The organism is uncultured Candidatus Pelagibacter sp. (assembly GCF_943788075.1).
In the GTDB taxonomy this organism is placed as follows: Bacteria; Pseudomonadota; Alphaproteobacteria; order Pelagibacterales; family Pelagibacteraceae; genus Pelagibacter.
Map to the genome: position 1 here is coordinate 1 of NZ_CALSOW010000009.1, position 10,425 is coordinate 10,425.

The window sequence follows — 10,425 nt, forward strand, 5'->3', positions numbered from 1 at the left end:
ATAAGTTTAAAAAATCAATTTAAAGTTCCTTCAAAAATAAATAGAGATTTGTTTTTTCATTTTCCTGTCTATTTAGAATCATATAATAAATCAGAGGATCAAGGTAGAGATCCTTTATTTAGAACAAGACCTGGATCGGTCATAATTTCAGGACAATGGAAGCTTCATCATTATTTTGAAGATGGAGGCTTAGAGCTGTATGATTTAAATCAAGATATTGGTGAATCAAATAATCTAGCTAAAACGAAGCCTGATATTTTGAATAAAAATCTAAAAAAACTAAACGATTGGAGAGAAAATTCTAATGCTATAATTCCAGGTGAAATAAATAAAGAATACGATAGCTTTTTTGAAAAAAAATTAATGAATCAAAATTAATTTGAATTCCAAAACTATTTGAATTTGCGTTTTAAATATTCCAACGCTCCTGAAGACCAAAAAGCCCACAATACTAGTAATGGCTGAAAAAATAAACGAATTAAACGTTTATTTTCTGAATCTAGTCTTAATGAATCAATTTCGTTTATATACTGATTAATATTTCCTGGAAAAATTAAAACATAAAAAATTCCCAATGCTATCCCGGTTTTAACTTTTAATTTTCCGCCTAGTATCATAAGAAGTCCAAAGGCGATTTCTATATATCCTGATATTAATACTACTAAATCCATCATACCCTCATTTGTTGTTAACCAAGTGGGTACTTGTGCTTGGAATTCAATTCTTCTAAAACTTAAATGTGCAATTCCTATATAAAGCATTATTAAGCCTAATAAAATTCTAAAAATATTTTGAATAATTGATGTGTTCATTATTTAAATTTGAATTCAAAAATACTTTTATTTATTTGACGACCTGTACTTAATTCTTTTTAATTTAGATGTGATTAATGATAGAATCCTATTTTGACTGTCCACACTGTTGGGAAAATCAACTTAAAATGATTGATCCCTCTATTTCAAATCAAACTTTTATAGAAGATTGCGAGACTTGTTGTAATCCCCTGGAATTCAATATTCAAATTCTTGATAATATTATTGTATCATTTTATGTAAATTCAATTGAACAATAAACAACTATTTCTTAACTATGAAAAAAATACTTTATTTAATAAATTTTGAGCCCAAAATTGCTAGTAATCCAAGAATTAGTATCACTAAATAATTTTCTAATAAAAAATCAAACATTCCCAAAACTAGTCCGATTAATACTAGAGTAAATCCTATATTTTTCAAATAGTATTTCATAATTATTTTTCGGTTTTAAATAAAAACACAGTGTGCATTAATGTGGTTGCTAATTTATTTTCTGAATTATAAATCTCTCCTTTGAGAGTTGCTATGCTATTACCGATTTTAATAGTTTCAGCAACGACTGTAACCTTTTCTTGAAAAAGAGGTCGATGATGAAGGCTATGAAGGTTTGTGGAATTGGGGTAGCTTTTACCACCAGTATCTAACACAACTAGAATACTAGTAGCATCGTCAAGCATTGAAGTCATTTGTCCCCCTTGAACATTTTTATTGGGATTTAATGTTGATGGACCAAATTCCGCTTCTAATTTTAAATAGCCCTTTTTATATTCAATAAATTTAAAATTAAAGAGTTTTGCTGTTCCCTCGTTATTTTCCCAGTACTCAAGTAGCTTTTTAAATTCTTTTTCCATAAATAATTGTTTCAAAAAGATAAAAATAACTCATTTAGATATTATATTTACTTGCATATGAAAAAAACACAAAGTTTTGACAGCGGGCAATGGAAAGCTTTTTTTAGATGTTCAAATGACCTGTGTAAAGCCTGGTTCCCATATAAAGTAGTAGAAACTTTTCACGATGAAACTTTAATTGAGGGAACAAAGAACAAAACAAAATGGCAAAAGATATTTCATTCAGAAAAATACTCTGGAACTGTTAAAAAAAAGCGATGTAAAAAATGTCGAAACGAAATATTAGTAAAAGAATTAAACAGCTATGACGGCGGAGGAACTGGTGTAGGATATTAAATTTAAATAAATTATTTATGAAAAAAATATTTGGAGAATTTCTAAAAAACAAAAACTTTAAACTGATTATTATTTTTGGAATTATAAAAAAGGTTGTGTTAATTGTATTATTAACTATTCCTTTTTTATCTAATGGTCAAACTAATCCTTACTCTGACAAGTTTGCTCACACCTATTCAATAGTTGCCAAAGATGCAAAAACAGGTGAAATGGCAGTTGGAGTTCAAAGTCATTGGTTTTCTGTAGGAACTTTAGTTAGTTGGGGTAAATCAGGTGTCGGAGTTGTTGCAACTCAATCGTTTGTAAATCCTAGTTATGGACCAAAAGGTTTAGAATTAATGGAAAGTGGAATTACTGCAAAAAATGTATTAAAACAGTTAACTGACGAAGATGAAGGAAGAGACTTCAGACAAGCTGCAATGCTTGACATAAATGGTTCAGTTAATGCATTTACTGGAAATAACTGTATTGAGAGTGCTGGACATTATGTTGGTGAAAATTTTTCTGTTCAAGCCAATATGATGTTAAATGACAAAGTTATTCCTTACATGAAAAAAGCATTTTTAGAAAATTCTAATCTTCCGCTCGCTGAAAGAATTATTAAGGTATTTGAAGCCGCTGAAAGTGCGGGAGGAGATATAAGGGGGAAGCAATCTGCTGCAATTATTGTTGTAGGCAAAGAGAAAACTAAAAACGTTTGGGAGGATAAAAAAATAGACTTAAGAGTTGACGATAGTGAGGATCCAATAAAAGAAATTAAAAGACTTTTAAAAGTGCATAGAGCATATGAACATATGAACGAAGGAGATCTTGCACTTGAAGAAAACGACATGGAAAAAGCATTGATTGAATACGGAAAAGCTCAAAATCTATTTCCAAATAATCATGAAATGAGTTTTTGGAAAGCGATCGCACTTTTAAATAATGGCAAAAAAGAAAATGCTAAAAAAATTTTTAAAATAATCTTTGAAAAAAATTCTAATTGGAAAAAGTTAATTTATAGATTGCCGAAATCTGGTATTATATCTATGACTAAAGAAGAGTTAGATTCATACCTAGGAGATATTAAATAAATTAATTTTTAAAAACATTCTTTAAAGAATTTTTATTAAATTTAAATTTCTAATTTAAAATTATATTATATGAAAAAATTATTATCACTTTTTTTTGTTGCAGCACTATTTGTTAGCTGTAATACAAATCCAAAATATGAGGCAAATTTAGCTACTGCTCAAAAATTATTTGAACTACACGGAGACGAAGATTTAGAGGGTCAACTAGCATTAGTTAGTAAAGACATGGAAATTATTACTCCAATGTACGGTTCAGAACCTGGAAATTACGATCAGTATGCAGCTATGCTTAAGGGCTACCAAGATGGTTTTGAAAATATTAAATATACTGCTAACGTGTGGCTTCCTGGATCTAGTCCAGAAGGAGTGCTAGACGGAAGTGTGAGAACTTATGGAACCTGGACTGGTAAAAACATTGTAACTGGAAAAGAATTAAACTTAAAAGGATATTGGTATTTTAATTTTGATGATGATGGAAAGATTATCACACAAGGTGATTTCTTCGATATTGGAGGAATGATGCAAGCCGTTGGGCCAAAAACTCCTGTATTAGTAAAGCTTAAAGTTAAGCCTGGGAAAAAACAAGCTATGATTGATTTACTAAATACAGCTGACGGTTTACAAACCACAAAAGATTATGATGGTTGTTTGTCATTAGAAGCATTTTTTAATGATGATACTAACACTTATTATGTATACGGAAACTGGGCATCATATGACCACTATCAAAAATATCTTGATTGGAGGTTTAATGATGATGAAAGTAAATTGGCACAACAAGTAGTTGCACTTTGTGTTGGAGGAGAAAAAGGATTAACTCCTTTATTCCCAAATACAGATTATTCATCATTTGAATAACACGTTTTTTGAACAAATTAAAAGGGGAGCTTTTTAAAAGCTCCCCTTTTTTTATTGTAATTTTATTTTTTAATCTAAACAGTAAATTTTCTTTAAAATATGTTAAAAGCTGTAATCTTTGATATGGATGGAGTTATTGTAAATAGTGAACCTTTACACCATTTGGCATATAATAAAATGTTTGAAGAATTTAAATTAGATGTTTCAAGCAGTTTATATGAGTCCTTTACTGGTCAATCAACTCATTCTATTTGCAAACAATTATGTAAAATATTCAATATATATGAAGACCCAAATGAACTTGTAGTGTCCAAAAGAAAACACTTTAAGCTTATTTTCGAAAATGACACCTCTTTTCAGATGATTGATGGAGCCTTAGAACTAATTCAAAATTATTTCGATAATAACGTAACCCTAATTTTGGCTTCTTCAGCATCTATGACAAATATTGATAGAATTTTTAAAAAATTTGACTTGAATAAGTTTTTTAAAGCAAAAATTAGTGGAGCTGATTTAAAAGAGTCAAAGCCAAATCCAGAAATATTTATAAAAGCTGCTAAAATGAGTGGGTTCAATAAAAAAGAATGTATTGTTATTGAAGATTCAACAAACGGAATTATTGCCGCTAAATCTGCTGGCATATATTGCGTGGGTTATAACAGCTATAATTCAAAAAACCAAAATTATGATAATGCTGACCTTGTGATTTCCAGTTTGAATGAAATTAAGTTTAATCAAATATCCGAAAGATTATAATTAACTTAGTAAAAAAAAATTGCACAAAGAATCTCACATGATGAGTTACGGTTACACTCCTGAATGGAGTGAAGGCTCAGTTAAACCTCCTATTTTTCAAACTTCAACTTTTGTTTTTAAAACTGCCGAAGAAGGTAAAAGATTTTTTGAAGTTGCTTATGGAAAATCTGAACTGAACGCAAAGGAAGAAATTGGCTTAATATATTCTAGAATTAACAATCCCAATATGCAAATATTGGAAGAGAGATTAGCGATTCTAGAGGGTAGCGAATCTGCTGCAGCATTTGAAAGTGGAATGAGCGCTATTTCAACCACTATGCTTTCGTACTTAAAACCTGGTGATGTTTTAATTTATGGCAATCCTGTGTATGGTGGAACTCATCATTTTATAACACATTTTTTAAAAGATATTGGAGTCAAAATTTTGCCATTTTCATCAACCACAAAAAATGATGAAATTCTTAAACAACTTAAAACTAAGGAGTTTTCCGGTACAGTAAAAATGATCTATTTTGAATCTCCTGCAAATCCAACAAATACGTTATTCGATTTAGAAGAATTACACAAGCTTAAATCGACACTTAATTCTAAATTAAATAATGATGTTATGCTGATTATGGATAATACATATCTTGGTCCAATATGGCAAAGTCCTTTAAAATTTGGAGTAGATGCTGTTTGCTATTCTGCAACAAAATTTTTAAATGGCCATAGCGATGTGATTGCTGGGTGTGTTATGGGATCAAAAAGTGTGATCAGTCAAATTAAAACTCTCAGAACCTTTTTGGGAAGTATGATTGCACCTTACACTGCTTGGCTTCTAACTAGAAGTCTTGAAACTCTACATTTAAGAATGTCTAAACAAGGAGAGAATGCAGAAAAGGTAGTGGATTTTCTAATAAAACATAAATCAATTAAAGCTGTTTCTTTTCCTGGAATTGAGTCTATGGGAACACAACAAAATGAAATTTTTAAAAGACAATGTAAAGGTGCTGGTGCTATGATAAGTTTCGATGTTTATGGTGGAGAAAAAGAAGCTTTCAGAGTTCTAAACAAGCTCAAGTTAATTAAATTAGCTGTAAGCCTTGGCAGTAATGAAAGTTTAGCTCAACATCCGCATTCAATGACTCATGCAGATGTTCCCGATGATATAAAAGAAAAATTGGGAATTAACAAGGGGCTTATTAGATTAAGTGTGGGTATTGAAAATGTAAATGATATTATAAATGATTTAAATCAGGCATTAAAAGAAATTTAGTATTTTTAAGAAAAATTTTTTATGAAAAATAAATTTGATTTTCTTATCTCTAATAACGTTTATGGAGTAATGACTTTTGCCATAGTTCTTCTTGTAATTGTTGCAGTTGCTGTAGCTTATTACACATATTATTAAAATGTATTCCATAGATTTTGATAACACTATAATTAAAAGTTTAGAGCTTGTAGATACTAATCACCTTTTCCCTCACGAAAAAACAATTAAAAAAAACTCATCAACTTTAACCAACTTTTTAAAATCGTTTGAGAATTATATTATAATCTCCTCTATTTTGTGTTGTTCCAAAAGCATGGTTATTATTGATGGACATCACAGATATTTTACCCTCAAAAAACTTGGTTTTAAAAAAATACCAGTTACTAAAATTGATTATTTCTCCGAAAGTATTATTACAAATAAAACAGAAGAATACTCTAAGCAAGAAATTATTGAAAATGCAATTAGCGGTAAATTAATGGAGCCTAAAAGTACTAGTCATAAAATTTATTGTAATAAGTCAAAAAAATGGCAGCCTATAATGCTACTATCAAGCTTATTTAAAATTGATGTTAAATCCTCTCTGGAAAATCTGTAATTATACCATTAATTTTTAGCTTTTTAACTTTAATTATATCGAATTTATTATTTACTGTCCAGGTATATATTTTAAGACCCGAACTTACTATTTTTTCAACATTGTCCTGATTTAATTTCTTATAATTAGGATTAATTGCAACAGCATTTAAAGTTAAGGCAATAGGAATTGCCTTTAAAGGGTCATCTCCTGTAATAAGGGCTATTTTTACATTTTTATCTAATTTTCTTAAGGCCGATAATTCTTTCCAATTAAAACTAGAAAAAAGGATGTCAGATGAATTAATTTCACCTAGTTTAATATACTTATTAGCCATTTCCAAAGATCCTTCTGATGTATTGGGCCCTTTGAGTTCGATATTTAAAATAACCCCCCTGTCTATCGACTTGATCACTTCCTCAAGTGTGGGTATTGAATGCTTAGACCCAAGAACCTTTAATTCTTTTAATTCTGATAGAGATTTTTCTTCAATATAACCCGACCCGTTAGTTAATTTATCTAAGGTTTTGTCGTGAAAAACAACTATTTCACCACTTAAACAGCGGAAAACATCAATCTCAATCCCATCAGCTCCTAATTCTATAGCTTTTTTAATGGATGCTACAGTGTTTTCTGCCACGTGACCTTTTGCGCCACGATGTCCAATATTTAAAATTGTATTTTGAGCATTTAAGTTGACAAAAAATAAAAGCAGAAAAATTAATTTTTTCATAAAATTTAATCTAAGATTGATAATACAATTTAGTTATATTTAATTAATGAATTTAACTCTAAAAAATTTAATTGAAGCAGAAAAAAAGGCTCAACAATTATTTAATGAAATAGAAAACAGAAATATATTAATTGCTGGAAATTCTGAGAATAAAATCAATGAATTGATCTTCGAATTAGCATTTGAAATGTTTGGAATTAAAAAGTACTGGCATAAAAGAATAGTGAGGTGTGGTAAAAACACATTATATCCATACAATGAAGATCCTGAGAATTTAATTTTAAAAAATGATGACATATTATTCTTAGACTTTGGTCCTGTTTTTGAAGAATGGGAGGCGGATTTTGGAAGGACCTATGTTATTGGAAATGACTCTAGTAAAAAAAAATTAAGAGAGGATATTGAAAGTGCCTGGCTTGAGGGTAAAGATTATTTTAATTCTAAATCAAAAATAACCGGGGCTCAATTGTATGCTTATTGTAATGAACTAGCTAAAAAATACGGATGGGAGTTTGGAGGAGAGATTGCTGGACATATTGTTGGACAATATCCTCATGAAAAACTTGAAAAAGAGGATAAAACTAATTACATTCATCCTGATAATCACACTAATATGTTTGATTTAAACAAGAAGGGTGAGAAAAAACATTGGATTTTAGAAATCCACTTTGTTGATAAAGAAAAAGAAATCGGAGGGTTTTTTGAACAATTATTGGCATAATATTTGAAATTATAAATAAAAATAAAACTATGGGAAGTAAATTTTTTGGAAATAGAATGGAAAAAAATGCTCCAAACAAAAAAGGAGTAAAACAAAACTTTAAAAACAAATCCAGTAATGCTAAATCAGGTGGTGTAAGAAAAACTGGAAGAGGAAGTTAGTATTTATTGTCTGTAAAAATTTGAAAATTATTTAAATAATGAAGAATTTAAAAACATTTATATTATTATTCAACTTTATATTTTTGTCCATGTCAGCTCAAACTGATAAAAAGGCAACTGTATTAATTGATATTGAAAGTAGCTCTATAAAATGGGTTGGAGAAAAAATTACTGGCAGCCAGCACTACGGTTCTTTAACCTTTGAAAAAGGCGAACTGATTTTTTGCGAGCAAGATCAGAAAAATAACCCTAATCTTTGTAGTGGTAGTTTTACAGTTGATATGAACTCTATTTCGGTTGAAGATTTATCTGGAGGAAGTAAACAGAGGTTGGAGGGTCATTTAAGATCTGATGATTTTTTCTCTGTTGAAAAACATAACAAATCTAAACTTACAATACTCTCATCAAAAAAAATTGAAAACGGTTATTTAGTTGACGGATCTCTTACCATTAAAGAAATAACACACCCTATTCAATTTGAGTTAATAAGTGAAGCTGGTGGATTTGTTTCAAATTTAGTTTTCGATAGAAGTAAATATAATGTCCAATACGGTTCAGGAAGCTTTTTCGAAAACTTAGGTGATAGATTGATTCTTGACGACATTAAGCTCTCTGTAAATCTTTACATCAAGCAAATGAATGTTGTCGACTAAAAATTTAAATTTATAGACTAATTACATAATTATATCGACTAAATTCTTATTTTCGCTTTTTTATGAAAATAAGAACTTTAGAACCTAAAGATATAAAACAAGTAATTGATATTTGGACTAATTCTTTTAGTGGAAATTTTAGTAAACCTGTTAACCCGAAATATCTTAGTGATCCAAACTCATCAACAATTGTTATCTCCATTGAAGATATAATCGTTGGAGTAGCCTCAATACATATTATCAAAAAACTAACAAGAATCCTAGGTATCATTGAAGATGTTGCCGTAAATGAAAAATATAGAGGTAAAGGAGTAGGAAAAAAATTAGTTGAAAGGTTAATTCTAATAGGAAAGCAAAAAAACTGTGATAAAATTGTTCTTAGTTCGTCTGACGAAAATTCAAAATTTTATGAAAAAATAGGGTTTAAAAAAAAGGAACTTCAAATGGTAATTAGAAACTAATGTGCGGAATAGTTGGATATATAGGTGAAAAGCCTGTTTATGATATTTTAATTAATGGACTAAAAAAATTAGAATACAGGGGCTACGATTCGTCAGGGTTAATGATTTACAACGACGAATTGTTAATCAAAAAAAGTAAAGGGAAGGTGTCTGCTCTTGAAAATCTGTTTATTAATGAAAAAGATAAAAAGGGGACAATTGGAATTGGTCATACAAGATGGGCGACTCATGGACCTCCAAATCAAGCGAACTCACATCCTCATGTTTCAAATTCAGGAGAAATTTCTTTAGTCCACAATGGGATTATTGAGAATTACGATTCGATAAAAAAAATTCTTTTGAAAAAAGGGTATACTTTCACTTCAGATACAGATTCAGAAGTATTAGTCAATCTAATTGAGGATATTAAAAAAACCAAAAAGGTCAAATTAGGAAAAGCTGTTTATTACGCGTTAAAACAAGTTGTTGGAGCATATGCTATTGTTGTCTTTGACTCAACAAACCCAAAAGAGCTTGTCGGAGCTAGACTCGGAAGTCCTTTGGCAATTGGCGTTGGAGAATCTGAATATTATTTTGGTTCAGATGCAACCCCGTTTTTAGAGTTTACTAAAAGATGTGTTTACTTGAACGACGATGAGATGGTAATTGTAAATTTAAAAAAAGGACTTACTTTAAGAGAAATCAAAAAAGACTCTATAATTGACCCATACGTTCAAGAGTTAAAACAAGATATTGAAGCTGTTGAAAAAGATGGTTATGATCATTTTATGTTAAAAGAGATTTTTGAACAACCTCAATCAATTACAGATACTTTTAGAGGAAGGTTATTGTCACCTGAAGAAAAAATTTCTATCTCTTCTCTAAAAAAATATTATGAAAAATTCAGTTCTGCAAACAGAATTATTTTTATTTCTTGTGGGACATCCTGGCATTCAAGTCTATTGGGAGAATACTTTTTTGAAGAATTATTAAGAATTCCTGTTGAAGTTGAATATGCTTCTGAATTTAGATATAGAAATCCTATTATTAATAAAGGAGACATCGTTATTCCTATATCACAATCTGGGGAAACTGCTGATACACTTGCTGCTATAAAAATGGCTAAAGAAAAAGGAGCTTTTTTATACGGAATTTGTAACGTAGTTGGATCGTCAATTGCTAGAGAGACCCATACT

15 protein-coding genes are annotated in these 10,425 nt (G+C 29.7%); 12 read left to right on the plus strand and 3 right to left on the minus strand.

Translation table 11 applies throughout. The features are described from left to right. Positions 1 to 378 (plus strand): hypothetical protein (locus Q0X98_RS07335; protein ID WP_297682573.1); only part of this gene is annotated, 378 nt, incomplete at its 5' end. A 14-nt stretch (positions 379 to 392) separates the two neighbouring features. On the opposite strand, the gene Q0X98_RS07340 is transcribed toward Q0X98_RS07335, so the two are convergent. Together Q0X98_RS07340 and Q0X98_RS07345 are read right to left on the minus strand one after the other, a co-directional pair. Further along, complete coding sequence (locus tag Q0X98_RS07340) at positions 393 to 812, minus strand: hypothetical protein (RefSeq protein WP_297682575.1); 420 nt, start codon at positions 810 to 812, stop codon at positions 393 to 395. Between the two features lie 437 nt (positions 813 to 1,249). After that, positions 1,250 to 1,666, minus strand: coding sequence for a PaaI family thioesterase (locus tag Q0X98_RS07345; protein WP_297682576.1), 417 nt, complete (start codon positions 1,664 to 1,666; stop codon positions 1,250 to 1,252). 57 nt (positions 1,667 to 1,723) lie between these two features. On the opposite strand from Q0X98_RS07345, the gene Q0X98_RS07350 reads away from it, so the two are divergent. The 6 genes from Q0X98_RS07350 to Q0X98_RS07375 all read left to right on the plus strand — a co-directional run bounded on the left by Q0X98_RS07350 (position 1,724) and on the right by Q0X98_RS07375 (position 6,542). Next, on the plus strand, positions 1,724 to 2,002 hold the full coding sequence (locus Q0X98_RS07350) for a hypothetical protein (protein ID WP_297682577.1): 279 nt from the start codon (positions 1,724 to 1,726) through the stop codon (positions 2,000 to 2,002). A 17-nt stretch (positions 2,003 to 2,019) separates the two neighbouring features. After that, complete coding sequence (locus Q0X98_RS07355) at positions 2,020 to 3,075, plus strand: DUF1028 domain-containing protein (RefSeq protein ID WP_297682578.1); 1,056 nt, start codon at positions 2,020 to 2,022, stop codon at positions 3,073 to 3,075. Positions 3,076 to 3,144: 69 nt separating this feature from the next. Beyond that, positions 3,145 to 3,933 (plus strand): antibiotic biosynthesis monooxygenase family protein, encoded by a 789-nt coding sequence (locus tag Q0X98_RS07360; protein WP_297682580.1) that lies wholly within the window; start codon positions 3,145 to 3,147, stop codon positions 3,931 to 3,933. Positions 3,934 to 4,032: 99 nt separating this feature from the next. Beyond that, positions 4,033 to 4,689: an HAD family phosphatase gene (locus tag Q0X98_RS07365; protein ID WP_297682582.1), complete on the plus strand. Its 657-nt coding sequence runs from the start codon at positions 4,033 to 4,035 to the stop codon at positions 4,687 to 4,689. A gap of 19 nt (positions 4,690 to 4,708) precedes the next feature. After that, a complete protein-coding gene (locus tag Q0X98_RS07370; protein WP_297682583.1) occupies positions 4,709 to 5,947 on the plus strand; it encodes a cystathionine gamma-synthase family protein in 1,239 nt (412 codons plus the stop codon). A 136-nt stretch (positions 5,948 to 6,083) separates the two neighbouring features. Continuing rightward, on the plus strand, positions 6,084 to 6,542 hold the full coding sequence (locus Q0X98_RS07375; protein ID WP_297682584.1) for a ParB/RepB/Spo0J family partition protein: 459 nt from the start codon (positions 6,084 to 6,086) through the stop codon (positions 6,540 to 6,542). On the opposite strand, the gene Q0X98_RS07380 is transcribed toward Q0X98_RS07375, so the two are convergent. After that, on the minus strand, positions 6,517 to 7,254 hold the full coding sequence (locus tag Q0X98_RS07380) for a glycerophosphodiester phosphodiesterase family protein (RefSeq protein ID WP_297682585.1): 738 nt from the start codon (positions 7,252 to 7,254) through the stop codon (positions 6,517 to 6,519). The two genes, Q0X98_RS07375 and Q0X98_RS07380, sit on opposite strands and share 26 nt — an antisense overlap. Positions 7,255 to 7,300: 46 nt before the next feature. Here Q0X98_RS07380 and Q0X98_RS07385 point away from each other — a divergent pair, with 46 nt between their 5' ends. From Q0X98_RS07385 to glmS, 5 genes are all read left to right on the plus strand, one after another. Next, positions 7,301 to 7,975 carry a M24 family metallopeptidase gene (locus Q0X98_RS07385; protein ID WP_297682587.1) on the plus strand — a complete coding sequence of 225 codons (675 nt, stop codon included), beginning with the start codon at positions 7,301 to 7,303 and terminating at the stop codon, positions 7,973 to 7,975. Between the two features lie 29 nt (positions 7,976 to 8,004). Further along, complete coding sequence (locus tag Q0X98_RS07390; RefSeq protein WP_297682589.1) at positions 8,005 to 8,136, plus strand: hypothetical protein; 132 nt, start codon at positions 8,005 to 8,007, stop codon at positions 8,134 to 8,136. Positions 8,137 to 8,225: 89 nt separating this feature from the next. Then, the gene (locus Q0X98_RS07395) at positions 8,226 to 8,789 is read left to right on the plus strand and encodes a YceI family protein (protein WP_297682590.1); all 564 of its coding nucleotides are present in this window, start codon (positions 8,226 to 8,228) and stop codon (positions 8,787 to 8,789) included. A gap of 62 nt (positions 8,790 to 8,851) precedes the next feature. Further along, positions 8,852 to 9,250, plus strand: coding sequence for a GNAT family N-acetyltransferase (locus tag Q0X98_RS07400; RefSeq protein ID WP_297682591.1), 399 nt, complete (start codon positions 8,852 to 8,854; stop codon positions 9,248 to 9,250). After that, positions 9,250 to 10,425: glutamine--fructose-6-phosphate transaminase (isomerizing) (gene glmS, locus Q0X98_RS07405; RefSeq protein WP_297682592.1), on the plus strand; the 1,176-nt coding region annotated here is incomplete at its 3' end. The genes Q0X98_RS07400 and glmS, both read left to right, overlap by 1 nt.

Coding starts and splice junctions, on each gene's coding strand:
- Q0X98_RS07340 (WP_297682575.1), bottom strand. CDS start 812: ATGAACACATCAATTATTCAAAATATTTTTAGAATTTTATTAGGCTTA.
- Q0X98_RS07345 (WP_297682576.1), bottom strand. CDS start 1,666: ATGGAAAAAGAATTTAAAAAGCTACTTGAGTACTGGGAAAATAACGAG.
- Q0X98_RS07350 (WP_297682577.1), top strand. CDS start 1,724: ATGAAAAAAACACAAAGTTTTGACAGCGGGCAATGGAAAGCTTTTTTT.
- Q0X98_RS07355 (WP_297682578.1), top strand. CDS start 2,020: ATGAAAAAAATATTTGGAGAATTTCTAAAAAACAAAAACTTTAAACTG.
- Q0X98_RS07360 (WP_297682580.1), top strand. CDS start 3,145: ATGAAAAAATTATTATCACTTTTTTTTGTTGCAGCACTATTTGTTAGC.
- Q0X98_RS07365 (WP_297682582.1), top strand. CDS start 4,033: ATGTTAAAAGCTGTAATCTTTGATATGGATGGAGTTATTGTAAATAGT.
- Q0X98_RS07375 (WP_297682584.1), top strand. CDS start 6,084: ATGTATTCCATAGATTTTGATAACACTATAATTAAAAGTTTAGAGCTT.
- Q0X98_RS07380 (WP_297682585.1), bottom strand. CDS start 7,254: ATGAAAAAATTAATTTTTCTGCTTTTATTTTTTGTCAACTTAAATGCT.
- Q0X98_RS07385 (WP_297682587.1), top strand. CDS start 7,301: ATGAATTTAACTCTAAAAAATTTAATTGAAGCAGAAAAAAAGGCTCAA.
- Q0X98_RS07390 (WP_297682589.1), top strand. CDS start 8,005: ATGGGAAGTAAATTTTTTGGAAATAGAATGGAAAAAAATGCTCCAAAC.
- Q0X98_RS07395 (WP_297682590.1), top strand. CDS start 8,226: ATGTCAGCTCAAACTGATAAAAAGGCAACTGTATTAATTGATATTGAA.
- Q0X98_RS07400 (WP_297682591.1), top strand. CDS start 8,852: ATGAAAATAAGAACTTTAGAACCTAAAGATATAAAACAAGTAATTGAT.